Here is a 23,387-nt window from a genome sequence, read left to right on the forward strand (position 1 = left end):
CCTGCAGGCTGATGACCCGTCAGGCCGCATGAGGTAGTCCACGCAAAATGATGTGAGGCTGGTGACGAAAAACGGAGCCGGCAGAGCAGAAAAGCGGTCGCTTAACGCCCGAACAGCAGGCTGATAAGCGTGCGATAATGGCGCTCTTCCTCTTCTGTCGACGCGGTTTCAAGCCGAAGCAGAAGTTTGGTGCAGATCGATTTGCGATTCACATTCAGTCCGGCATGCAGAATTTCAACCACCACCTGTCCCAGCGTCTCTTGCTGTGAAGGCAGGCTTGCCGCATTAAAATAACGGGCAATATCGTCTGCCGTCCGCGGCAGTCTCTGGTTCGGGTACATGAATTTTTTTCCTGAGAGGTGATGTAAAAACGTTCAGTCAGGCGCGAAGTTATACAAAAAACATTGGTCTGTACAGTTATTTCAGCGATGTCAGGATGATTTTTATTCATATCCGCCTGCCGGGTCAGCAAAACGGCAAAATCGGCAAGCGAAACGTGACGCAGGCGCGTCAGAAGCCGGGCGAGCACCCGGATATCAACGGCTGCCTGACCCGCGAAACGTTAACGATAATCTTTGAGGAAGGCGGGTGCCTGACCGGTTTCGACCAGCCAGTTAAGTTCAGCACGGTCACGCGAAGAGGCTTCAACAAAACTTTTTAACCAGTTTCGTGCGTCGGCAATCTGCGCAACGCGCTCATCGCTCTGTTCGTTCTCCGCCATGACACCCAGCTGCCGAATCAGCGACGCCAGAGTAATTTCCTGCTCTTCAAAAGCCAGATTAATGGTGGCTTCCCCAAGAATAATATGGCCGACCTGTTTTTCGTGATAAATCATCTGCTACCTCCTGATTAAATAGCGATACGGATAGTTTAGTTAACGAAGCGCAGGACTAAAAGCCCTGTAAAATTGCGCAGGGAGAGCTGGATAGCTGAAAAATAAAGGGAACCTTTAAGCGTAACGATAAACAGCTAATAGCACAGCATAAAATCAAACGCTGATTGGCTGGCTGACAAAAGCTGAACAATTATGCTGGTTAAAAAAAAGAAGGTAGCCTGAAATTCAGATAAGCAAAAAGTGGGGATTCTTTACTTTTGTCAAATTAAGCGCAGCAGGCGACAGAGACGCCGGATGAAAAGGGCGGCCTGATGAAATCTGCGCTGTGCGCGATTCGCCGCAATTGCAGGCAAAAATAAAGCCGCCCGAGGGCGGCTTTGTTCGTCAGACGACAGCAGCGTGTTTATTTGTGGGGAACTTCAGAAACGGCTTTAACATCTGCTTTATTAATCTGTTGCTTAACACCGTTGGCATCGGTGTAGGCCAGCAGGCCAGCATCAGACTCAGAAGGCTTGCCATCACTGATGATGGTCCGGCCATCATTGGTCTGAATCGCATAACTGGTACGGGTGCAGCCGGTTAATACGGTCATACCGATCAACGCGGCGAGAGGCAGAATCAGCGCTTTTTTCATCTTATTCACCTTATATTAGTTGTCGAGTTCACTCATATTACTAATCTCATTGCGATTAATTTGCTCGGTTTTTCCGGTCTGAGCATCGCGATAAGAAACCAGCCCCGTATCTGAATCAATCTGGGGTTTTCCATCAGTAACAATCGTGCGGCCGTCAGTGGTCTTAATCGATTGATTCGAGGCGCAACCCGCCAGCGTACCTAAAGAAAGAACCAGCAAAGCAATAGCTGACAGGGATTTCATTTTCATTTTTTTCAACTCCGTGAATTCTATCCAGACATTTACAGCATAGACGGCTTTATCGGGTTTGCTGATCCCGTCACGCTTCGGTGGCGGTTTTTTAAACAAAAATAGTGTCTGCAGTGGAAATTAGCAGGCGTAACAAAAGAAAACCGCATTTATTGCAAACCTGTATGCGATTAACAAGGGCGCTGCGGGCAGGGCAGCGTGCCGGAATAGACGAAAGCGCAAAGATGGAAAATAAACCGATCGCCCCAAAGGCCTGTTCCGGCGGCGGGCTGGCGTCGCCGCCGGATAAGAGGCCGTCTCCGCACGGTCCGCAGGCTGCCCGGAAACGACGGGCGTCGGCCCGGGCAATCGCATCAGAGCAGAGAGTCTTCGCCCGCTCTGGCGGCCGCTTTTTCCGCTTTCATCGCGCTGACCGGGTCGGATGCGCTCAGCCAGCGGTCAAATTTCTGGTAGGTGTCGATAAAGGTTTTAAAGTAGCTGCTGGCGACAGTGGCATTCTCTTTATGGTTCATAAACGCCACGGCCAGCTTAAAGGCATCTTCGTTATCAAATTTCATCTCTCTTTCCCCCTTGCTTAAGATGTATAGAGCGTAGCCTGAGAATAGTGGCTGTGCATTCGGACAACCACCTGAAAATGCGGAATAATTCATGCTGGCCGATCCCATCAGCCCGATTGGCGTCAATTCTCACTTACTTCGCGCTGAATCCTTCTTATAATGCCAGCTTCACTCGTGAAGGAGACCCGCTTATGTTGAAAGGATTAACTGTCGCTGCGGTGCTGCTGCTGTCGGGCTGTAGCCTGATGCACAAACAGCCACCGGCAGCACAGACCCTGCACTATCGTTGCGGAACGCTGCCGCTGACCGTGACGCTGGACGAGGCGAAGGAGGAGGTCCGTTTCATCATGGATGGCCAGCCGCTGACGCTGAAGCAGACGGTATCGGCTTCCGGCGCCCGCTATAGCGACGGCACCTATGTTTTCTGGTCCAAAGGTAACGGCGCGTTTATCGAACGTAACGATAAAGTTGTCGTCAATGATTGTGAGCTGCAACCCGCCAGCTGACTTTTTATCTGAATAGGCGAGCATTATGAGTGACAGCGAAACGCTACACACCATTGCCCATCTGCGGCGTGAATATACCCGCGGCGGACTGCGTCGTAAGGATCTGCCGGATAATCCTCTCGCGCTGTTTGAACAGTGGCTGGGCCAGGCCTGTGAGGCAAAACTGCCCGATCCTACTGCCATGACCGTGGCTACCGTGGATGAAACGGGGCAGCCCTGGCAGCGTATTGTGCTGCTGAAACATTTCGATGCCCAGGGCATGGTGTTTTACACCAACCTCGGCAGCCGCAAAGCGCTGCAGCTGGCACAGAACCCGCGCATCTGCCTGCACTTCCCCTGGCACTTTCTGGAGCGTCAGGTCATGGTGCTGGGCGAAGTGGAAAAACTGTCACCGCTGGAGGTGCTGAAATATTTCCACAGCCGTCCGCGCGACAGTCAGATCGGTGCCTGGGTGTCGAAGCAGTCGAGCCGGATTTCGGCGCGCGGGATCCTGGAAGGAAAATTCCTTGAGCTTAAACAGAAGTTCCAGCAGGGTGATGTGCCGCTGCCGAGCTTCTGGGGCGGCTACCGGGTGAAATTTCATACGATGGAGTTCTGGCAGGGCGGCGAACATCGCCTTCACGATCGCTTCATCTATCAGCGTGACCACGACGGCTGGACAATCGACCGTCTGGCACCCTGAATCTGCACGGTTTTCCCCTATCAGCGCTGGCACAGAGAGCGTCGGCGCTTTATGCTATAGCCCTCATTTTTTTGGTTCCGCAACTCAGCGGAAAGCTGTGTACCAGCATAGGTGCAGTCTGATCAATTTGGAGTCAGTAATGACCAGCAGTAACCTGATACAACAATTGCAGGAGAGGGGCCTTATCGCCCAGGTGACGGACGAAGACGCGTTAACAGAGAAACTGGCGCAGGGGCCAATTTCGCTCTATTGCGGCTTTGACCCCACTGCTGACAGCTTGCATTTGGGCCATCTGGTACCGCTGCTCTGCCTGAAGCGTTTTCAGGATGCCGGTCATAAGCCGGTGGCACTGGTCGGGGGCGCAACCGGCCTGATTGGCGACCCGAGCTTCAAAGCCGCAGAGCGTAAACTTAATACCAGCGAAACCGTTGGTGAATGGGTTGAAAAGATCCGCCAGCAGGTGGCCCCGTTCCTCGACTTCGATTGTGGCAGCAACAGCGCCATCGCCGCGAACAACTACGACTGGTTTGGCAGCATGAACGTGCTGACCTTCCTGCGTGATATCGGCAAGCACTTCTCCGTTAACCAGATGATCAATAAAGAAGCGGTGAAGCAGCGTCTGAACCGTGACGATCAGGGTATCTCCTTTACCGAGTTCTCCTACAATCTGCTGCAGGGTTATGACTTTGCCTGCCTGAACGAGCGCCACGGCGTTTCCCTGCAGATCGGCGGCTCTGACCAGTGGGGCAACATCACCTCCGGTATCGATCTGACCCGTCGTCTGCATCAGAACCAGGTCTTCGGCCTGACCGTTCCGCTGATCACCAAGTCTGACGGTACCAAATTTGGTAAAACCGAAGGCGGCGCAGTCTGGCTGGATGCGAAGAAAACCAGTCCGTACAAGTTTTATCAGTTCTGGATCAACACTGCCGATGCGGATGTCTATCGCTTCCTGAAATTCTTCACCTTTATGAGCATTGAAGAGATCAATGCGCTGGAAGAAGAGGACAAAAACAGCGGCACCGCGCCACGGGCTCAATATGTGCTGGCAGAGCAGGTAACGCGTCTGGTGCATGGCGAAGCGGGCCTGTCGGCGGCAAAACGTATCACGGCCAGCCTCTTCTCCGGCTCCGTCAGCGACATGACCGAAGCGGACTTCGAGCAGCTGGCGCAGGATGGTATGCCAACCATCGTGCTGAGTGCAGAAGACGATCTGCAGCAGGCGCTGGTGAAAGCCGAGCTGGTGCCATCCCGTGGTCAGGCGCGTACCATGATCGGCTCAAATGCCGTCTCTCTGAACGGTGAAAAGCAGTCTGATGCGGAGTACCGCTTCAGCGACAGCGACAAACTGTTCAACCGCTATACGCTGCTGCGTCGCGGCAAGAAACACTACTGCCTGATTAACTGGCAGTAAGCTTTCAGGGCCGGTTTCCGGCCCTTTTTTATGGCAAGGCAGACAGGGCAAACAAGTGAAAAATATTTTAGCGATTCAGTCGCATGTTGTTTTTGGTCATGCCGGTAACGCGGCGGCTGAGTTTCCGATGCGCCGCATGGGTGCCAACGTCTGGCCGCTGAATACCGTGCAGTTTTCCAACCATACGCAATATGGCCACTGGACCGGCACGGTAATGCCGGCAACGCATCTGACCGACATTGTGAAAGGCATTGCTGACATCGACCGCCTGAAGACCTGTGACGCGGTGCTGAGCGGTTATCTGGGCTCGGCGGAGCAGGGCGAACAGATTCTGCAGATTGTCCGCCAGGTGAAGGCAGCGAATCCCAACGCCTGGTACTTCTGCGATCCGGTTATGGGCCATCCTGAGAAAGGCTGCATTGTGGCACCAGGCGTGGCAGAGTTTCACTGCAAAATGGCGATGCCTGCCAGCGACATCATTGCGCCGAACCTGCTGGAACTGGAGATGCTGAGCGAACGCACCGTCACGGATGTTGACGCGGCGGTGGAGGCGGCACGGGCACTGATTGCCCAGGGGCCACGCGTCGTGCTGGTGAAGCACCTTGCGCGCGCCGGTCGCCGCAGCGATCGCTTTGAGATGCTGCTGGTGACGGCGGATGACGCCTGGCATATCAGCCGTCCGCTGGTCGATTTCGGTGTGCGTCAGCCGGTCGGCGTCGGCGATCTCACCAGCGGCCTGCTGCTGGTAAATCTGCTGCACGGCAAATCACTGCAGGATGCGCTGGAGCACGTTACGGCGGCGGTTTATGAGGTGATGCTGAAAACCCATCAGATGGGCGAGTATGAGCTGCAGCTGGTCGCGGCGCAGGATGCCATTGCCTCGCCGGTGCACCACTTCGCGGCAGAAAAACTGTAATGCATCAGGGCCGGTTAACCGGCCCTGTTCTCTCAGGCTAAACCTTCCGCTTTCAGCGCCGCCTGTACCGCAGGCCGTTCCGCCACGCGTTCAAACCAGGCCTCCAGCGCCGTCAGGCCAGACAAATCCAGACCCAGCGCCTTTGCCCAGCGCGTCACGACAAACAGATAGGCATCCGCCACGCTGAAATGCAGCCCCATCAGCCACTGTCTGTCACGCAATGACTCATCCACATAGCGAAACTTCGCTTCCAGCTGGCTGCGGGTCTGCGCCTTCACCTCATCGGTGTAGCCGGGACGGAACAGCGGGCCGAAGCTTTTGTGCAGCTCGCTGCCGATGTAGCTGAGCCACGCCACGGTGTGATAGCGGGTCAGGCTGCCGACCGGCGCCAGCAGATGGCGATCGGGCTTGAGATCCGCCAGATACTGCACAATCGCCACGCCTTCGGTCAGTACGCTGCCGTCGCTGAACTGCAGCGCAGGCACCTGGCCTTTGGGATTGATCTGGCGAAAGTCATCGCCCTGTTCGGTGAGTTTGGTGGCCAGGTCGACGCTCACCTGAGTGAAGTCGAGCCCGCATTCGCGCATAACAATGTGGGGAGAGAGAGAGCAGGCTCCTGCTTTGCAAAACAGTTTCATGACCATGTACTCCTTGTTGCAATGGGATCACAGCATAGTAAAGACTCAGGCTGGAATTACCAGTGATAAGGATCAGGGATCTGCGCGGGGAGGCGTTCGGCCACAAAAAAGCCGGGCAGAGCCCGGCTGAGTCGTGACGTGGGGATCAGGGCTGTACGCTATTTTTTCGCGTCAGGGTCCTGAGTCATCCGGTTCAGCAGCGGTGCTGTAATCAGCATCAGCAGGGCGATAACCGCCGTAACGATACCAATCTGCTGGAACACACGGCTGTAGGTCGCCAGGGAGATCAGCGGATCGGTCACGTTCTCCGGCACCGCCATCAGGTTAGCCACTTTACCGGCAATCACCGCCGCGCCAGCGGTGGTCAGGAACCAGGAGCCCATGATAAAGCCCATCAGACGCTGGGGAACCAGCTGCGCCACCATCGCCAGGCCAAGACCCGAGATCATCAGCTCACCGATACTCTGCAGCGCATAGCTCAGGATCAGCCAGTTAACAGAAACGATACCGGCGTCGCTGGCAAATTTTGCCCCTACCGGCAGCACCAGGAAGGCACCGGAGCAGAGCACCATACCGAGGGCAAACTTATGTGGCATCGGCAGCTTATCGCCCAGCTTATTGTAGAGCGCCGCCAGCAGCGGACTGGCCAGCATGATCCAGAACGGGTTCAGCGCCTGGAACTGCTCGGGCGCAAACGTAATGCCGAAAATGGTGTGCTCAACGTTGCGGATAGCAAAGAAGTTGAGTGAGGTTGGCATCTGCATATAGAGCACGAAGAACAGGATCGCTTCGACCATCAGCAGGAAGGCCACGATCATCTTCCGGCGCGCCGCGCCCTGCAGCGCAAAGGCTTCTTTAGCGAAGATCAGCAGGATGCCCAGCGCAATCACCGCCAGCACCAGACGTGCGATAGCCTGATGATGCAGCATCCAGTTTGCCAGGGCGATCAGCACGACCACGCCGACCAGGGTCATCAGCAGTTTGCCGACCTGCAGCGGAGCGAAGTCTGGCTTAGAGCCATAATCCTTTACCATGCGCTTGCAGAACAGGAAGTTAAACAGGGTGATGACCAGGCCGATGACGCAGAGTGAGAAGGCGACGCTGTAGCCATATTTTGCCGCCAGCCACGGTGTCAGCATCATCGAGAAGAGCGAACCGATGTTGATCGACATATAGAACATGGTGAAGGCACCGTCGATACGCGGGTCATCTTTTTCGTAGCAGGTGGAGAGCAGCGAAGAGGGGTTCGCCTTGAACAGACCGCTGCCTACGGCGATCGTCGCCATACCTATGTAGACAATGCTGACGTTATGGCCGGAGAAGGCCACCAGCGCATACCCCAGCGCCAGAACCAGCACACCCAGCACGATCACGCGCTTGGTGCCCAGCACCTTATCGCCCAACCAGCCGCCGATGGCGACCAGCCCATAGACCAGCGCACTGAATGAAGAGAAGAGGGTGATTGAGTCTGATTCAGACAATCCCAGCTGCTTCACCAGGTAAACCGCCATGATGGCCTGCAGGCCATAGAAGCCAAAACGTTCCCATAACTCAATCGAGAAGATTAAGTAAAACGCCTTTGGCTGTTTAAACGCATTGAGACTGACAGCCTCATCAGTGTGTTTGTTTGCAGTTGACACATGTACCTCAGTTTTTTCATACCCTGTTTCGGGACAGCAATTAAGTCCGCGTCATGTGAGTTTTCCACGCGCAGGATTGTTATTAGAAGGGAAAAGGGGCGACTAATTTGGCTGATTACGGGCGACAGGGCAAGAATTTTCTGACAACCACGCTGAGCTGATAATGTAGCGTTAAAAACCGTGGAATAAGCTGTTGATTAGATTTTAATTTTGATGAGCAGGGGCAGGTCAGTGCGATCTGACTGAATCCTGGCGCGGTGCTGGATGAAATTGATATTAACTGCTAACAGAATGATTTGTGGATGAATCGTTCACAGGAACGAGAATCGCCAGCACAGACGGTCAGTCGCAGCCCTTTTTTCCCGCGATTTGAATAAACAGTAACCGTTATGCGGCCCGGGTTGCGGAAAAAATGCACGATGCGCGATCGATCCCACACTCTGAGGATTTAATTCAGCACGCAAAACAAGAAACCGATTGCGTCACGCCGGTTGGGCAGAAAACCGCGTAATTGACGCGCAGACGGTAAATTGTCCGGACAGCAACCGAATCTGCGGGCAGCCGACGCTGCAGAACCCTCCGCCGCTTTGCCAGCGCACAGGCGAGAAACAGGCAATTAATGACAAAAGATTAACATTCCTGTAACCTTCTGCTTTCCCTGAAAAGGATCTGCCCATGTCATTCCTGCGTCTCTTTCTGGTGGGAGACTACCGCGCCAGCGCGGTTGCTCATCAGGCCATCCCCCCTGCAATCGAACTTGCTGCCCGCAGCCTGAATATCAACGCTGAAACCACCTGGGTCGCCACCGAACGACTCGATGAGACCGACCTGACAGCGTGCGACGCGCTCTGGGTGGTGCCGGGCAGTCCCTGGCACAATGACAGCGGCGTCTATGATGCTATCCGCTGGGCGCGGGAGAGCGGTAAGCCTTTCCTGGGCTCCTGTGGCGGGTTTCAGTATGCGGTGATCGAATATGCCCGTAATGTTCTGGGCTGGCAGGATGCCAGCCATGCCGAAACCGACACCGGCGGACGCAGCGTCATCGCGCCGTTGAGCTGTTCGCTGATGGAGCAGCGCGGTGCGGTCAGATTCGAGCCGGGCTCACGTATCGCCACTGCCTACGGCGCGCTGGAGAGCAATGAGGGCTATCACTGCAACTTTGGCGTTAACCCGGCGTTCAGCGCGGCGCTGGGCGAGAAAACGCTGCGAACAACGGCCTGGGATGAAGCGGGTGACGTCCGCGGCGTGGAGTTGCTGGATCATCCCTATTTTGTGGCAACGCTGTTCCAGTCGGAACGGGCGGCGCTGCAGCAAAAACTTTCACCGCTGGTGGTGGCCTGGATGCAGGCCGCGCTGGCGCAGCACTAAGGGCGGGGTATCGTATTAAGTGACACCGTCACATGATGGCGATGCGTCACAGAACGGCTGACAGCCTGTCAGCCGCTTCTTCAGCCGAACTGACGGCGCTGGGCAATCTCTTCCGCACGCAGCAGCAGCGCCTGCAAATCATCTTCATCAATATCCAGCAGTTCACCGCCCTGCAGCGCCTGATGCAGATCGTCTCGCGTCAGCGGAACCGGCATCGCGACCGGCTCTGGCTTCACCTCTTCGGGCGCCAGCGGATGCGGATAGCGACGGCCTGCCAGATTGTTAAACAGCAGCGCCAGCAGCGCCAGGATCAGGGAGTTGAGCAGAACAGGCGTCAGCACAAAGTGATAGCCCAGTTGCTGCACCGAGGGGCCGCCCAGGATGGCGGTCAGTGCCACCGCGCCACCGGGCGGATGCAGACAGCGAAGCTGAAACATCAGAAGTATGGCGACGCAGGCCGCGACGCCGCAGGCGATGGCGGGATCGGGAATGAGCTGACAGACGACAACGCCTGTCAGCGCAGAGAGGCTGTTACCGCCGACGATTGCCCACGGCTGCGCCAGCGGGCTGGCCGGTACACCAAACAGCAGCACGGCCGAAGCGCCAACCGGCGCGACAAACCACAGGTTCAGTTCGCCCAGCATCCAGTGGCTCAGCAGGCTGGTGAGCATGAGTCCTGTACCGGCGCCCAGTCCGGCGATAACGATATGCTTTTTACTCACCGCCAGCGGATGCGGCCAGAGTCGCGCCAGAAACAGGCGCAGTGCGTGCTTCCCGGCAGAGGGGCGTGTATTCATGACATTACTCACTGTGGCATAACTTTTTCTTATGATCAGGGGCGGCGATTTTCCATCATCAACACGCATGTAACAACCCGATAAACTGTGTTGTCTTTCAGACTGGGGTGACACCGGGGCGAACCGGCAGGGGCAGAGGCGGGGCAGAAAAGCAAAAACCCGCCGAAGCGGGTCAGGAAGCGGTGCAGTTACTCGGTTTTCTCAGGATACTCGCAGAGATCTTCAATCAGGCATGAGCCACAGCGGGGCTTACGCGCCACACAGGTATAGCGACCGTGCAGGATCAGCCAGTGGTGACAGTCGACCTTGTAAGCCGCAGGCACCACCTTCAGCAGTTTCTGCTCCACCTCTTCGACATTTCTGCCCGGCGCAAACTTCGTCCGGTTACTGACCCGGAAGATATGGGTATCGACGGCAATCGTCGGCCAGCCAAAGGCGGTATTGAGCACCACGTTAGCGGTCTTGCGGCCCACGCCCGGCAGGGCCTCCAGCGCGGCGCGATCTTCCGGCACCTCACCGTTGTGCTGCTCAAGCAGGATGCGGCAGGTTTTGATGACATTCTCCGCTTTGCTGTTAAACAGGCCGATGGTTTTGATATAGGACTTAACGCCCTCCACGCCCAGCGCCAGCATCGCGGCGGGGGTATTCGCCACCGGATAGAGTTTCGCGGTGGCCTTGTTGACGCTGACATCGGTTGCCTGCGCCGAAAGCAGCACCGCGATCAGCAACTCAAAAGGTGAGCTGAAAGAGAGCTCGGTGGTCGGATGCGGGTTGTTCTGCTGCAGCCGGCGAAGGATCTCAGTGCGTTTGGTCTGATTCACACGGCTTTCCCGACGGCGTTCTGTGGCGCAGTGCTGTCAGTCGTCTGAGCACGCAGGGCGGCACGCTGTTTCATCTTCTGATCGATCAGGTATTTACCCGCCAGCATCATGCCGAGTCCGATAAAAGCCCCCGGCGGCAGCATGGCCAGCAGCATCGGCGAATCGAAATGCACCACTTCAATACGCAGCGATTTCGCCCACGGGCCAAGCAGCTGATCGGCCCCGTTAAACAGGGTGCCGCTGCCGATAATCTCACGCAGCGAGCCAAGCACCACCATGGCGCAGGTCGCGCCCATTCCGATGGCGAAGCCATCCAGCGCCGCCAGCGGAATCGAGCTTTTCGAGGCGACGGCTTCCGCGCGGCCCACCACGATACAGTTGGTGACGATCAGCGGGATAAAGATCCCCAGCGACTGATAGAGACCGTAGGCGTAAGCGTTGATCAGCATCTGTACGCAGCTCACCACCGAGGCGATGATCATCACGTAGATCGGGATACGGATTTCCGAGGGCACCCAGCGCCGGGAAGCGGAGATAAAACTGTTGGTCAGGGTCAGCACCAGCGTGGTCGCCAGGCCTAAACCCAATGCGTTGGTGGCAGTGGCGGTGACCGCCAGCAGCGGGCAGAGGCCCAGTAACTGCACCAGCGCAGAGTTATTTTTCCACAATCCGCCCACCAGCAGACTTTTTGCTTCACTCATTTGCATCTCCACAGGCCGGTAACGAAGAGAGTCTCTCCGGGAGGGTTTTCATCAACAGCGCGGTGCGTTTCGTCGCATTGACCACCGCGCGTGGGGTAATAGTAGCACCGGTAAACTGGTCAAATTCGCCACCATCTTTTTTAACGGCAAAAGCCTTGTCTGCCGGGCCCTGAACCACTTTTCCGTTGAAACTGTTGATCCAGTCGGAGATGCGCAATTCGATCTTGTCACCCAGGCCCGGTGTTTCATGGTGCTCGATGACCCGCACGCCCAGCACTTTACCCTGAAAATCGGCGCCGACCAGCATCTGTATCGCACCCGAATAGCCGTCGGGTGCGGTCGTCTCCAGCGCCGCTGCGACCGGCTGGTTGCCTTTACGCGCCACGAAAAGATGGTGCGGGGCGCCGTTACCCAGTGCACTATCCGTGACAACGTAACAATCCTGCTGAATGTTGTTATCATACATATCGGTGGGCACGACCTGATCCAGCAGGTTTTTTTGCTGCAGCAGAGTCTGATGTTCCACGGTCGGTTTCGTCACCGTGTTCACCACGGCGGTGGCGGCAGTGGTGATCGCCGCGAAAACCGCCAGCGTTACCCCATTTTTACGGATCGTCTCCAGCATCGCTTAATCCTTCTGATGGCCGTAAACGCGCGGCTGGGTGTAGTAGTCAATCAGCGGCACGCAGATGTTTGCCAGCAGCACGGCAAAGGCGACGCCATCGGGATAGCCACCAAAGCTGCGGATCAGCCAGACCAGCAGGCCAATCAGCGCGCCATAGAGCAGACGCCCGCGATTCGTGGTCGAGGCGGTCACCGGATCGGTGGCGATGAAGAACGCCCCCAGCATGGTTGCGCCTGAGAAAAGGTGAATCAGCGGGCTGTTGAGCGAGCCGGGAGAGAAGAGCCAGCCCAGCACGGCACAGCAGGCCAGCGACAGCAGCATAGCCACAGGAATATGCCAGCGAATCGCCTTTTTCCACAGCAGGAACAGGCCGCCAGCCAGATAGCCCACGTTGACCCACTGCCAGCCCAGACCTGCCAGCACACCGCTGTAGATCGGCTGCGCCAGCAGATGCCCGGCGCTGTGTCCGGCGCGCAGGCCGGTTTTAAAGGTATCAAGCGGGGTGGCCTGGCTGACGCCATCGACGCCCAGCTGCAGCTGCTGCATGGTGTCACCCGCCAGCGTGTGGCCGTGGAACACCATGCTCAGCGTATCCATCAGGCTGGGCCGGATGGCCTGCAGTGAGTCAGGCGGGAGCCAGCTGGTCATCTGCACCGGGAAGGAGATCAACAGCACCACATAGCCGACCATCGCCGGATTAAACGGGTTCTGGCCGAGTCCGCCATAGAGCTGTTTCGCAATCACTACCGCAAACAGGGTACCGACGACGACCAGCCACCAGGGGGCCAGCGGCGGCAGGCTGATCCCGATCAGGACGGCCGTCAGCAGGGCCGAATTGTCCGCCAGCGCAGAGGCAACGGGTGCTTTGCGCAGTCGCAGAATGGCCGCTTCTGTCAGCCAGGCGGTCAGCGTTGCCAGGATGACCTGGATAAAGGTGCCGTAGCCAAAGAAATAACACTGTGCAGCGAAACCCGGCACCGCAGCCAATACCACCAGCAGCATGATATTGCCGGTGCTGCGGCGGTTATGGGTATAGGGAGAACTTGCGATACGAAAAGCCATTTAATCCTCAAGCGTCGTAGACGACTGCGCTTTACGCGCTTTGGCACGGGCGATGGCGGCAGCAATTGCAGCTTTACGCGCATCGTCGGGTTGATTCAGTTCAGGTGCCTGTTCCGGTTCAGCATTCGCGTTGTTGGCCTGCTCCTGAGCCTGTTCTGCGTTTTCCACCGCAAAATGCGCGGCGGTCGCCAGGGCTGCGGCATCGCGTGAGGCGGCATCCGCGTCACTTTCCGCCTGCGCAGCCTTTTTCGCTTTGGCACGGGCGATAGCGGCTTCAATGGCGGCCTTACGCGGGTCGGGAGCGGCATCCGGTGCGGAAGTGCTGTCAACGGCTGGTGCGGCATCAGCGCCCTCGGCCTGAGCGGCTTTCTTCGCTCTGGCGCGGGCGATAGCGGCTTCGACGGCGGCCTTACGCGGATCGGCAGCGTCATCCGGTGCAGCAGTGCTGTGAGCGGCTGGTGTAGCCTCAGCGCCCTCGGCCTGCGCAGCCTTCTTCGCTTTCGCACGGGCGATGGCGGCTTCGACGGCGGCCTTACGCGGATCGGCAGCGTCATCCGGTGCAGCAGTGCTGTCAGCGGCCGGAGCCGCCTCAGTGCCTTCCGCCTGCGCAGCCTTCTTCGCTCTGGCGCGGGCGATAGCGGCTTCGACGGCGGCCTTACGCGGATCGGCAGCGGCTTCCGGTGCAGCAGTGCTGTCAGCGGCTGGTGTAGCCTCAGCGCCTTCCGCCTGCGCAGCCTTCTTCGCTTTCGCGCGGGCGATGGCGGCTTCGACGGCGGCTTTACGCGGATCGGCAGCGGTATCCGGTGCTGTCGCCGCATCCGGCACGGCTTCTGCCGGCTTCTCTGCCGTTTTTTTCGCTTTTGCGCGGGCAATAGCGGCTTCAACGGCGGCCTTACGCGGATCGACCGACTGACGGGTCACCGGCTGGGTTTCAGCCTGCGCCTCTGCCTGACGCAGACGCGCCTGGGCATGACGAGCCTCGCGCTGCGCTTCCAGCGTGGCTTCATCCGGCTCGGTCACCTGACGGGCTTTCACCCGCGCTTTTGCAGCAGCCAGTTCACCGTTGTCGGCACGGGCAACCCGCTGTTTCGCCTCTTCATGACGCGCTTCGCGCGCCTGTTTTTCGCGCTCCAGTCGTGCCTGACGGGCTTCAAAGCGTGCTTTCGCTTCCAGCGTACGTTTCGCTTCCAGGTCGATGGCGCGCAGTTCGGCCTTTTCCTGACGGTAATACTGTACCAGCGGAATGTTACTCGGGCAGACATAGGCGCAGGCACCACATTCGATGCAGTCATCGATATGGTGCGCACGGGCTTTATCGTGATCGCCGCCCTGGCTGTACCAGTAGAGCTGCTGTGGCAGCAGTTTGGCCGGGCAGGCGTCCGCACAGGCCGAACAGCGGATGCAGGACTGCTCTTCGTCGTTGTTCCCCATCTCCGTGGCGGATGGGGCAAGGATACAGTTGGTGATCTTCACCACCGGCACATCCAGCGACGGCAGGGTAAAGCCCATCAGCGGGCCGCCCATGATCACCATCTGACGGGGTGCCGGGGTAAAACCGACATGGTGCAGCAGATGACTGATCGGTGTGCCCAGTCGGCTCCAGACGTTCCGCGGCTGGGCGATCGCCTCGCCGGTCAGCGTCACCACGCGTTCGGTGATGGGTTCGCCGTTGACGATCGCGCGCTTGACGGCCCAGGCCGTGCCGACGTTCTGCATCAGCACGCCGATATCGGTCGAGCGCCCGCCGTGCGGCACTTCTTTGCCGGTCAGGATGCGGGTCAGCTGTTTGGCACCACCGGAGGGATATTTGGTCGGAATGACCCGAATCTGCAGGTCGCGATCGCTGCCCAGCGCCTGCTTCAGCGCGGCGATCGCTTCCGGTTTATTATCCTCAATGCCGATTAACACCCGCTCAGCCTGCAGGACCCAGGCAAGAATGCGGCTGCCCTCCAGCACCTCAGCCGCGTAATCCTGCATCAGGCGATCGTCAGCGGTGATATAGGGTTCGCACTCCGCTGCGTTGATAATCAGTGTGTTAACGCCGCGCAGGCCGCCTTTCAGCTTAGTGGCAGTCGGGAAGCCCGCACCGCCCAGGCCCGCCACGCCCGCATCGTGAATACGCTGCACGATGTCGGCGCGCGGATGCTGCCGGTAATCAGGCAGGGGATCGAGCGGCATCCAGCGATCCTCGCCATCGGGCGTCAGGAAAACGCAGAGTTCTGACAGACCGGAGGGATGAGCGGTCATATGCTGACCGATCGCCTCAATGACGCCGGACGTGGGCGCATGGACGGGCAGCATACGGCCCGTGCCAAAGGTCAGCGGCTGGCCGCGCAGCACCCTGTCGCCGGGAGCCACACAGATCTCGCCTTCGTGTCCGATATGCTGTTTAAGTGGAATAATAAAACGGTGCGGCAGAGGCAGTTCGCTGAGCGGCGTTCCGTTAGACTGGGTTTTCATTTCGGGCGGATGAATGCCGCCCTCAAAATCCCAGACCTTCTCTTTTTTCAGGAAGTTAAACAGATTAAGCATGAGTTTCTACCGGGATCACCCGTACAGGAATGGTATTCAAATCCCACTTCCAGTTGGCTGGCGTGGTGGCAACCGGACGCATTTCAATACAGTCGGTCGGGCAGGGGGCAACGCAGAGATCGCAGCCAGTGCAGACGTCGCTCAGCACGGTGTGCATGGCGCGGGTAGCGCCGACAATCGCATCCACCGGGCAGGCCTGAATACATTTGGTGCAGCCGATACAGTTGGCTTCGTCGATAAAGGCCACGGTGCGTACCGGCTCTTTCGCTGCCTCATCGCCGTCAATCGGCTGCGGCTCAACGTTGAGCAGCGCAGCCAGCTTGAGCATGGTCTGCTCTCCGCCTGGCGCGCATTTATTGATCGCCTCACCGTTGTTGCCTACGGCATCCGCATAGGGGCGGCAGCCCGGATAGCCGCACTGGCCGCACTGGCTTTGCGGCAGAATGGCATCAATCTGCTCGACGATAGGATCTTCTTCCACCTCGAAGCGGCGTGAGGCGTAACCCAGCAGGGCACCGAACACCAGGCTCAGCGCACTTAATACGGCAACAGCAATCCAGATCGCGGTCATCAGAATTTCACCAGCCCGCTGAAGCCCATAAACGCCAGCGCCATCAGACCAGCAGTAATCAGGGCGATGGAGTTGCCTCTAAACGGCGCGGGCACATTAGCCAGTACCAGACGCTCGCGCATACCGGCGAACAGCACCATCACCAGCGAAAAGCCAATGGAGGCACTAAAACCATAGAGGGCCGCCTGGAGGAACGTGTGGTTCAGGTTAACGCTCAGCAGGGGCACGCCCAGCACCGCACAGTTGGTGGTGATCAGCGGCAGAAAGATACCCAGCAGGCGATAGAGCGACGGGCTGGTTTTACGCACCACCATCTCAGTAAACTGCACGACGACGGCGATGACCAGGATATAGGCCATGGTGCGCAGATAGACCAGGTCCAGTGGCAGCAGGATCAGATGATTGACCAGCCAGGCACAGATGGAGGCCAGCGTAATCACAAATGTCGTGGCGAGGCCCATGCCAATCGCCGTTTCCAGTTTTTTGGAAACGCCCATAAAAGGACACAGGCCGAGAAACTTCACTAATACGAAGTTATTCACCAGCACGGTGCCTATAAAGAGAAGCAGATAATCGGTCATTTTTTCGCCTGGGAGCCAGAAAGCGGCTTATTATCGTGGATAGCGCGGCGTATCTCAACACCCGCGCCCTCCGCAGAGCGGCAGACCGCACTCAGAATTAAATTCCTGACATAACTCACGGCGTTAGGGCGCAATAAAGGTCGCTTTTACCCTTACAGAACGCCTGAAATAGGGCGCAAACACCGCCGCGGCGAGCAGTGACAGCAGCAATGTCTGGAGGGCGCGGCCATCGGCCACCGGCGTAAAGGCAAAGGTTTTCAGCGCCAGCAGGACGGTAATCAGCAGCCAGAGCAGATAGTGGCGCGGCAGACGACGCGAGCGTTTGAAGAACAGCCAGCTGATCCAGAGGCTGTACGCCCAGACGGCGACGGCGGTGAGCAGAGAAATGGCCCAGTAAGAGAGCAGCGTGCTGCCGTGGGAAAAGAGCGCCACACGCCATTCCGGGTTAAACAGGGGGGTCAGATACATCGCCAGCACCAGAACGGTGGTTAACAGGGTCATTATCAGCCAGGCCAGCGGCAGCAGAAGCAAGCCACCAATACGCGGCGCAGCAACCTGTTCAGTCATCGTAGTTATTCCTGTCTCGGAGAGTCGAAGCGCAGCAGAATAACATGTTCAGAGAGGCGCGCCCATCCGGACAGGAACAGAGGGTAAAACAGCGAAAAATCAGCCAGTAATCACACCACGTAGCGCCACACCGTTTTTGGGACACAGCCCAGATCGTACAACCGTCCGCCTGAGGCAAGTTCAGCGCGTCGATGATCCGCAGCCCGGTACATATTAATGATGTCCATATCATTCGTCAGGGAGTAGTTCAGGTGATCAAAAAGTTTTTCCAGACTGTCTGAATTATTTACTTTGCGAAATTTAAGCAGGTAATCGTGCGCAGTCATCATTGCCATAACAGATAGAAGTAACAAAGGAGCGCTCAGTATAGGGGGCAGGCTTAAGCTGTCCAGATCGCAGGCGTGAAAAAGGTGAAAATCAGATAAAAGCACTTTATTCGTCAGCAAACGGCGCTATCCGGCGGTTTTATCTGGCTGGAGGGCGTTGAGCCGTTGTCTGAACCTGAGGCTGTAAAAAATGATCGGGAAGCATATCAGATAAACGAAGCGATAAAATGTGATGTAAAATACTCTTTTTGATTATTTCACACTCTTCCGTAAATCAGCGCCCGCTTTTTTACTTTTTAAGGCCGGAACAAAGGGTCTGACAATCGCTGTCGTCAGAGAAACGTTTCGCGCCAGAGGCGGGTCTGACGGGGAGTGTGCGGCCAGTCACAAAACCCATTTTTTGTTAACGACCCGCGGCGTAACTCATTTTGTACGCCTCTCTGTAATCGTTTCCAGAGGGTGGAAGCATAAGCGCCTCTGTTTATTACAATTATTTAACGGCCATGCTGGCGATATTCAGCCGTTTTATCCATAGCTATCTCCTCGGCGAAGCCGCCCATCTGCACGTAACTCCTTTAAATTGCTCTGTTTTGTGAAGTATGTCGCCATTATGCACCCTTTTTTAGTCCAGTCTAAGCAGGCTCTCTACCCTAAACAGCAATCGCCTTTCAGAGGATAAAAAACTATGTGGAAACGTTTACTTCTGACCACGCTGGTCAGCGCTGCGTTAACCGGCCCGGTGCTCGCTGCAGATATGACGGTGGGCTTCTCGCAGGTGGGTTCTGAATCTGGCTGGCGCTCGGCGGAAACCAACGTCGCGAAAAGCGAAGCCAAAAAACGGGGCATTACCCTGAAAATCGCCGATGGTCAGCAGAAACAGGAGAACCAGATCAAGGCTGTCCGCTCCTTTATCGCCCAGGGCGTGGATGCCATTTTTATCGCTCCGGTGGTGCAGACCGGCTGGGAACCAGTTCTGGAAGAAGCTAAAGATGCCAAAATCCCGGTCTACCTGCTGGACCGCGCGATTGTAGTGAAAGACAAATCGCTCTACCAGGCGGTGGTCACGGCGGACAACGTCCTGGAAGGCAAGCTGATCGGCGACTGGCTGGTCAAAACGGTGGGCGACAAGCAGTGTAACGTGGTGGAACTGCAGGGCACCGTGGGTGCCAGCGTAGCCATCGATCGTAAGAAGGGCTTTGCGGAAGCCATCAGCAACCACCCGAATATCAAAGTGATCCGTTCGCAGTCGGGTGACTTTACCCGCAGTAAGGGTAAAGAGGTGATGGAGAGCTTTATCAAGGCCGAGAACAACGGCAAAAACATCTGTATGGTTTACGCGCACAACGATGATATGGCGATCGGTGCCATTCAGGCGATTAAAGAAGCGGGCCTGAAACCAGGCAAGGATATTCTGACCGGCTCAATTGATGGGGTGCCGGATATCTATAAAGCGATGCTGGCCGGTGAGGCTAACGCCAACGTGGAGCTGACGCCGAATATGGCAGGTCCGGCATTTGATGCGCTGGAGAAGTTTAAGAAGGATGGCACGCTGCCGCCTAAAGTGATCAAGACCGAATCGAAGCTGTTCCTGCCTGCTGACGCGCAGAAGGAGCTGGAAACCAAAAAAGGCATGGGTTACTGATTCACCCGCAGCCTCAGACCAGCCGCAGACCGCCCTATGGGGCGGTTTTTCCTGACGTAAGGCGGAGTGAGCAGAATGACCACGCAAAGTGAAACACCGCTGTTATCCATCCACGGCATCAGCAAAGGTTTTCCCGGCGTTAAGGCCCTGAATAATGTCTCCTTTGATATTCGCAAAGGGGAGATTATGGCGCTGCTGGGTGAAAACGGTGCCGGCAAATCCACCCTGATTAAAGTGCTGACCGGCGTTTACAGCCGCGATGCCGGCACCATTACCCTGAACGGTAAGCCAATCACACCGCATAATACGGCGCAGGCGCAGGAGATGGGCATCGGCACCGTCTATCAGGAAGTGAATATGCTGCCGAACATGTCGGTGGCGGATAACCTTTACATTGGCCGTGAGCCGCGTCGCTTTGGCCTGATTGACCGGCGCAGAATGGTGCGGGATGCCGATGCCCTGATGCGGAATTATGGCTTTTCCCTCGATGTGACCCGTCCGCTGGGCCACTACTCGGTGGCAATGCAGCAGATTATTGCCATCTGCCGTGCGGTGGATCTGTCGGCGCAGGTGTTGATTCTTGATGAGCCGACCGCCAGCCTCGATGCCAGCGAAGTAGAGATGCTGTTTACCCTGATGGCGCAGTTAAAAGCCCGCGGGATGAGCCTGATTTTTGTGACCCACTTTCTTGACCAGGTGTACAGGATTACCGATCGGATTACCGTGCTTCGTAACGGGCAGTATATCGCCACCCACGACACCGCCACGCTGCCGCAGATCGAGCTGATTAAGCTGATGCTGGGGCGTGAACTGCTGGAGACGGCGCTGCAGCGGCAGGGCAGCACCCTGCGCAGCAATCAGCCGGTGGTGTCGTTTGAAGATTATGGCCGGAAAGGTACCATCGAGCCGTTTAATCTGGCGGTGCGTCCCGGCGAAGTTGTGGGTCTGGCGGGACTGCTGGGGTCGGGCCGTACCGAAACCGCTGAGGTGCTGTTTGGTATTCGTCGGGCCGATCGCGGAACCGCGAAGATCAAGGGCAAAGTGCAGCGCATCACCAACCCGGCGAAAGCCTCGCAGCTGGGAATGGGCTTTTGTCCGGAAGATCGCAAGACTGACGGGATTATTGGCGCGGCGTCGGTTCGGGAAAATATCATTCTCGCACTGCAGGCGCAGCGTGGCTGGTTACGGCCGATTAAGCGGCGCGAGCAGCAGGCGATTGCCGACCGTTTTATCAAGAGTCTGGGCATTCGTACACCGCACGCTGAGCAGCCGGTGGAGCTGTTATCGGGCGGCAATCAGCAGAAGGTGTTGCTGTCGCGCTGGCTGGTCACAAAACCGCAGTTTCTGATCCTCGACGAACCTACGCGCGGCATTGATGTGGGCGCGCACGCCGAGATTATTCGTCTGATTGAATCCCTGTGCGCTGATGGTCTGGCGCTGCTGGTGATCTCCTCTGAACTCGAAGAGCTGGTGGGTTATGCCGATCGGGTGTTGATCATGCGCGATCTGAAGCAGGTGGCAGAGATTCCACTGGAGCAGCTTTCGGTGGCGTCGATCGTCAATGCTATCGCGGACGGAGGGGTACAACATGCTTGAGTCGCCTATGTCATCTGAAAAAACGCCACGTCGTAAGCTGAAGTTCCCATCCGGGATGCCACAGATTGCTGCGCTGCTGCTGGTGCTGTTGATAGACAGTCTGGTCGCCAGTAACTTTTTTGCCGTGCATCTGCAGGATGGGCGTCTGTTCGGAAGCCCGATCGATATTCTTAACCGTGCGGCACCGGTGGCGCTGCTGGCGATTGGGATGACGCTGGTGATCGCCACGGGCGGTATCGATCTCTCCGTAGGTGCGGTGATGGCCATCGCAGGTGCCACCGCTGCCACGCTGACCGTGGCGGGTCACGGCGTGCCTTTTATTATCCTCGCCACGCTGGGCACCGGCCTGCTCTGTGGGTTGTGGAATGGGGTGCTGGTGGCGCTGCTGCGGATCCAGCCGTTTGTGGCCACGCTGATTCTGATGGTGGCCGGGCGGGGTATCGCGCAGCTGATCACGCAGGGACAGATTGTGACCTTCGACAGCGACAGTCTCGGCTGGTTTGGTAATGGCTCGCTGTGGATGTTGCCGGTGCCGGTCTGGATTACGCTGGTGGTGGCGCTGGCGGTCTGGCTGCTGACGCGCAAGACTGCGCTGGGGCTGTTTATCGAAGCGGTGGGGATTAACCTGCGTGCGGCCCGCAATGCGGGTGTGACCGGCTGGCTGGTGGTGATGTCTACCTATGCGATCAGCGGCGTCTGTGCTGCCGTTGCTGGTCTGATCGTTGCGGCGGATATTCGCGGTGCGGACGCCAATAACGCCGGTCTGTGGCTGGAGCTGGATGCGATTCTGGCCGTGGTGATTGGCGGTGCGTCGCTGATGGGCGGTCGTTTTAATCTGGTGCTGTCGCTGATTGGAGCACTGATTATCCAGTCGATGAATACCGGGATTTTGCTCTCCGGCTTCCCGCCGGAGCTGAATCAGGTGGTGAAAGCGGTGGTGGTGATGTGCGTGCTGTTACTGCAGTCACCGCGGTTTATTGCGATGCTGAAACGGAGACGTCCGACATGATTAAACGTCATCTTCCGCTGATGATTACGCTACTGGTGTTTGTGGCGGGTTATCTGTTCTGTCTGAGCCAGTTCCCGGGCTTCGCCTCTACGCGGGTGATCTGCAATATTCTGACTGACAATGCTTTCCTCGGCATTATCGCTGTTGGCATGACCTTTGTGATTTTGTCCGGCGGGATCGATTTGTCGGTTGGTGCAGTGATCGCGTTTACCGGCGTGTTCCTGGCGCGGGCGATTGGCGATTTCCATCTCGATCCGCTGCTGGCGTTTGCGCTGATTCTGTCGATGGGGGCGCTGTTCGGGGCCATGATGGGCTGGCTGATTGATGCACTGAAGATCCCGGCCTTTATTATTACGCTGGCGGGGATGTTTTTCCTGCGCGGCTGCAGCTATCTGGTGTCGGAAAACTCGATTCCCATCGATCATCCGTTCTATACAATGCTTTCCGGGCTGGCGTGGAAAGTGCCGGGCGGTGGTCGCCTCAGCCTGCTGGCGGTGATTATGCTGGTGGTGGTCGTGGGCGGGATTATTCTGGCGCACCGTACCCGTTTTGGTAACCGGGTTTACGCCATCGGCGGCAATCTGACCTCGGCGCAGCTGATGGGGGTGTCGACCCGCGCCACCACCATTAAGATCTATATGCTCTCTACCACGCTGGCGACGCTGGCCGGAATTGTCTTTTCGATCTATACCTCGGCAGGTTATGCGCTGGCCGGGCTGGGTGTGGAGCTGGATGCGATTGCCTCGGTGGTGATCGGCGGTACGCTGCTGTCGGGCGGGGTCGGGACGGTGCTGGGGACGCTGTTTGGTGTGCTGATTCAGGGGCTGATTCAGACCTGGATCAATTTCGACGGCACGCTGAGCTCCTGGTGGACCAAGATCGCTATCGGGATTCTGCTGTTTGCGTTTATCGCCCTGCAGCGGTTACTGACGGTGATTTGGGATCGTCAGCAGAACGCGCCGGTTAAGCGACTCACTTCCTGATTATTCAATGTCAGGATAAGAGGCGGCTCTCAGGAGCCGCCTTTTTTTGCGCCAGATATAGCCTATTCCTTGTTTCGGCGCGCTGTTCATTTCCGGGAGGAGCTTAGGGTGGCAAAAAAAATCATGGCTGATGGC

The 23,387-nt window shown here is 57.3% G+C and carries 26 protein-coding genes; 9 read left to right on the forward strand and 17 right to left on the reverse strand.

From position 1 onward, the window contains the following. Window positions 1-101 precede the first annotated feature (101 nt). From ycgZ to ACR6AS_RS05010, 5 genes are all read right to left on the reverse strand, one after another. Window positions 102-341 carry a regulatory protein YcgZ gene (gene ycgZ / locus ACR6AS_RS04990; RefSeq protein ID WP_111141149.1) on the reverse strand — a complete coding sequence of 80 codons (240 nt, stop codon included), beginning with the start codon at window positions 339-341 and terminating at the stop codon, window positions 102-104. Between the two features lie 221 nt (window positions 342-562). Further along, entirely contained in the window at window positions 563-835 is a 273-nt protein-coding gene (locus ACR6AS_RS04995) for a hypothetical protein (protein WP_111141148.1), read from the reverse strand. Between the two features lie 403 nt (window positions 836-1,238). After that, complete coding sequence (locus ACR6AS_RS05000) at window positions 1,239-1,469, reverse strand: YgdI/YgdR family lipoprotein (RefSeq protein WP_003848985.1); 231 nt, start codon at window positions 1,467-1,469, stop codon at window positions 1,239-1,241. Between the two features lie 15 nt (window positions 1,470-1,484). After that, window positions 1,485-1,718: a YgdI/YgdR family lipoprotein gene (locus tag ACR6AS_RS05005; protein ID WP_111141161.1), complete on the reverse strand. Its 234-nt coding sequence runs from the start codon at window positions 1,716-1,718 to the stop codon at window positions 1,485-1,487. Between the two features lie 353 nt (window positions 1,719-2,071). Beyond that, a complete protein-coding gene (locus ACR6AS_RS05010) occupies window positions 2,072-2,275 on the reverse strand; it encodes a hypothetical protein (RefSeq protein WP_111141147.1) in 204 nt (67 codons plus the stop codon). Window positions 2,276-2,466: 191 nt separating this feature from the next. On the opposite strand from ACR6AS_RS05010, the gene ACR6AS_RS05015 reads away from it, so the two are divergent. The 4 genes from ACR6AS_RS05015 (at window position 2,467) to pdxY (ending at window position 5,793) form a co-directional block, all read left to right on the forward strand. Next, window positions 2,467-2,781 (forward strand): MliC family protein, encoded by a 315-nt coding sequence (locus tag ACR6AS_RS05015; protein WP_111141146.1) that lies wholly within the window; start codon window positions 2,467-2,469, stop codon window positions 2,779-2,781. Window positions 2,782-2,806: 25 nt separating this feature from the next. Beyond that, window positions 2,807-3,463, forward strand: coding sequence for a pyridoxamine 5'-phosphate oxidase (gene pdxH, locus ACR6AS_RS05020; RefSeq protein ID WP_111141145.1), 657 nt, complete (start codon window positions 2,807-2,809; stop codon window positions 3,461-3,463). 139 nt (window positions 3,464-3,602) lie between these two features. Then, complete coding sequence (gene tyrS / locus ACR6AS_RS05025) at window positions 3,603-4,877, forward strand: tyrosine--tRNA ligase (protein WP_111141144.1); 1,275 nt, start codon at window positions 3,603-3,605, stop codon at window positions 4,875-4,877. A 55-nt stretch (window positions 4,878-4,932) separates the two neighbouring features. Continuing rightward, entirely contained in the window at window positions 4,933-5,793 is an 861-nt protein-coding gene (gene pdxY / locus ACR6AS_RS05030) for a pyridoxal kinase PdxY (protein WP_111141143.1), read from the forward strand. Window positions 5,794-5,825: 32 nt separating this feature from the next. Here pdxY and gstA read toward each other — a convergent pair whose 3' ends face one another. Next, the gene (gene gstA, locus ACR6AS_RS05035; RefSeq protein ID WP_111141141.1) at window positions 5,826-6,431 is read right to left on the reverse strand and encodes a glutathione transferase GstA; all 606 of its coding nucleotides are present in this window, start codon (window positions 6,429-6,431) and stop codon (window positions 5,826-5,828) included. A 158-nt stretch (window positions 6,432-6,589) separates the two neighbouring features. Further along, window positions 6,590-8,071 carry a dipeptide/tripeptide permease DtpA gene (dtpA, locus tag ACR6AS_RS05040; RefSeq protein WP_111141139.1) on the reverse strand — a complete coding sequence of 494 codons (1,482 nt, stop codon included), beginning with the start codon at window positions 8,069-8,071 and terminating at the stop codon, window positions 6,590-6,592. A 675-nt stretch (window positions 8,072-8,746) separates the two neighbouring features. Between dtpA and ACR6AS_RS05045 the strand changes: the two genes are divergently transcribed. Then, a complete protein-coding gene (locus ACR6AS_RS05045; RefSeq protein ID WP_293769920.1) occupies window positions 8,747-9,439 on the forward strand; it encodes a CTP synthase C-terminal region-related (seleno)protein in 693 nt (230 codons plus the stop codon). Window positions 9,440-9,519: 80 nt separating this feature from the next. Here the strand turns inward: ACR6AS_RS05045 and ACR6AS_RS05050 are convergent, their stop codons facing one another. From ACR6AS_RS05050 to ydgT, 10 genes are all read right to left on the reverse strand, one after another. Next, the gene (locus ACR6AS_RS05050) at window positions 9,520-10,236 is read right to left on the reverse strand and encodes an HPP family protein (RefSeq protein WP_111141135.1); all 717 of its coding nucleotides are present in this window, start codon (window positions 10,234-10,236) and stop codon (window positions 9,520-9,522) included. 188 nt (window positions 10,237-10,424) lie between these two features. Then, window positions 10,425-11,057, reverse strand: coding sequence for an endonuclease III (gene nth, locus ACR6AS_RS05055; protein ID WP_111141133.1), 633 nt, complete (start codon window positions 11,055-11,057; stop codon window positions 10,425-10,427). Beyond that, the gene (locus ACR6AS_RS05060) at window positions 11,054-11,758 is read right to left on the reverse strand and encodes an electron transport complex subunit E (RefSeq protein ID WP_111141131.1); all 705 of its coding nucleotides are present in this window, start codon (window positions 11,756-11,758) and stop codon (window positions 11,054-11,056) included. Before ACR6AS_RS05060 ends, nth begins: the two co-directional genes overlap by 4 nt. After that, window positions 11,751-12,383: an electron transport complex subunit RsxG gene (rsxG, locus tag ACR6AS_RS05065; protein ID WP_111141129.1), complete on the reverse strand. Its 633-nt coding sequence runs from the start codon at window positions 12,381-12,383 to the stop codon at window positions 11,751-11,753. The genes ACR6AS_RS05060 and rsxG overlap by 8 nt, the downstream gene beginning before the upstream one ends. 3 nt (window positions 12,384-12,386) lie before the next feature. Next, the gene (gene rsxD, locus ACR6AS_RS05070; protein WP_111141127.1) at window positions 12,387-13,445 is read right to left on the reverse strand and encodes an electron transport complex subunit RsxD; all 1,059 of its coding nucleotides are present in this window, start codon (window positions 13,443-13,445) and stop codon (window positions 12,387-12,389) included. Continuing rightward, on the reverse strand, window positions 13,446-15,977 hold the full coding sequence (gene rsxC, locus ACR6AS_RS05075; protein WP_434161327.1) for an electron transport complex subunit RsxC: 2,532 nt from the start codon (window positions 15,975-15,977) through the stop codon (window positions 13,446-13,448). Then, the gene (gene rsxB, locus ACR6AS_RS05080; RefSeq protein ID WP_111140494.1) at window positions 15,970-16,548 is read right to left on the reverse strand and encodes an electron transport complex subunit RsxB; all 579 of its coding nucleotides are present in this window, start codon (window positions 16,546-16,548) and stop codon (window positions 15,970-15,972) included. The genes rsxC and rsxB overlap by 8 nt, the downstream gene beginning before the upstream one ends. Beyond that, window positions 16,548-17,129, reverse strand: a complete 582-nt coding sequence (rsxA, locus tag ACR6AS_RS05085; RefSeq protein WP_434161329.1) for an electron transport complex subunit RsxA — start codon at window positions 17,127-17,129, stop codon at window positions 16,548-16,550. The genes rsxB and rsxA overlap by 1 nt, the downstream gene beginning before the upstream one ends. Before the next feature lie 123 nt (window positions 17,130-17,252). Beyond that, window positions 17,253-17,696 (reverse strand): DUF2569 domain-containing protein, encoded by a 444-nt coding sequence (locus ACR6AS_RS05090; protein ID WP_111140492.1) that lies wholly within the window; start codon window positions 17,694-17,696, stop codon window positions 17,253-17,255. 110 nt (window positions 17,697-17,806) lie between these two features. Then, window positions 17,807-18,022, reverse strand: a complete 216-nt coding sequence (ydgT, locus tag ACR6AS_RS05095; RefSeq protein ID WP_111140496.1) for a transcription modulator YdgT — start codon at window positions 18,020-18,022, stop codon at window positions 17,807-17,809. Between the two features lie 685 nt (window positions 18,023-18,707). Between ydgT and ytfQ the strand changes: the two genes are divergently transcribed. The 4 genes from ytfQ (at window position 18,708) to yjfF (ending at window position 23,252) form a co-directional block, all read left to right on the forward strand. Further along, entirely contained in the window at window positions 18,708-19,664 is a 957-nt protein-coding gene (gene ytfQ, locus ACR6AS_RS05100; RefSeq protein ID WP_111140491.1) for a galactofuranose ABC transporter, galactofuranose-binding protein YtfQ, read from the forward strand. A gap of 75 nt (window positions 19,665-19,739) precedes the next feature. Further along, window positions 19,740-21,260 carry a sugar ABC transporter ATP-binding protein gene (locus ACR6AS_RS05105; RefSeq protein WP_111140490.1) on the forward strand — a complete coding sequence of 507 codons (1,521 nt, stop codon included), beginning with the start codon at window positions 19,740-19,742 and terminating at the stop codon, window positions 21,258-21,260. After that, window positions 21,253-22,269, forward strand: coding sequence for a galactofuranose ABC transporter, ATP-binding protein YtfT (gene ytfT / locus ACR6AS_RS05110; protein WP_111140489.1), 1,017 nt, complete (start codon window positions 21,253-21,255; stop codon window positions 22,267-22,269). Before ACR6AS_RS05105 ends, ytfT begins: the two co-directional genes overlap by 8 nt. Further along, window positions 22,266-23,252 (forward strand): galactofuranose ABC transporter, permease protein YjfF, encoded by a 987-nt coding sequence (gene yjfF / locus ACR6AS_RS05115; RefSeq protein ID WP_293769935.1) that lies wholly within the window; start codon window positions 22,266-22,268, stop codon window positions 23,250-23,252. The genes ytfT and yjfF overlap by 4 nt, the downstream gene beginning before the upstream one ends. The last annotated feature ends 135 nt before the right edge of the window (window positions 23,253-23,387 follow it).

This window comes from Pantoea phosphatilytica (assembly GCF_051025615.1).
Classification (GTDB): domain Bacteria; phylum Pseudomonadota; class Gammaproteobacteria; order Enterobacterales; family Enterobacteriaceae; genus Pantoea.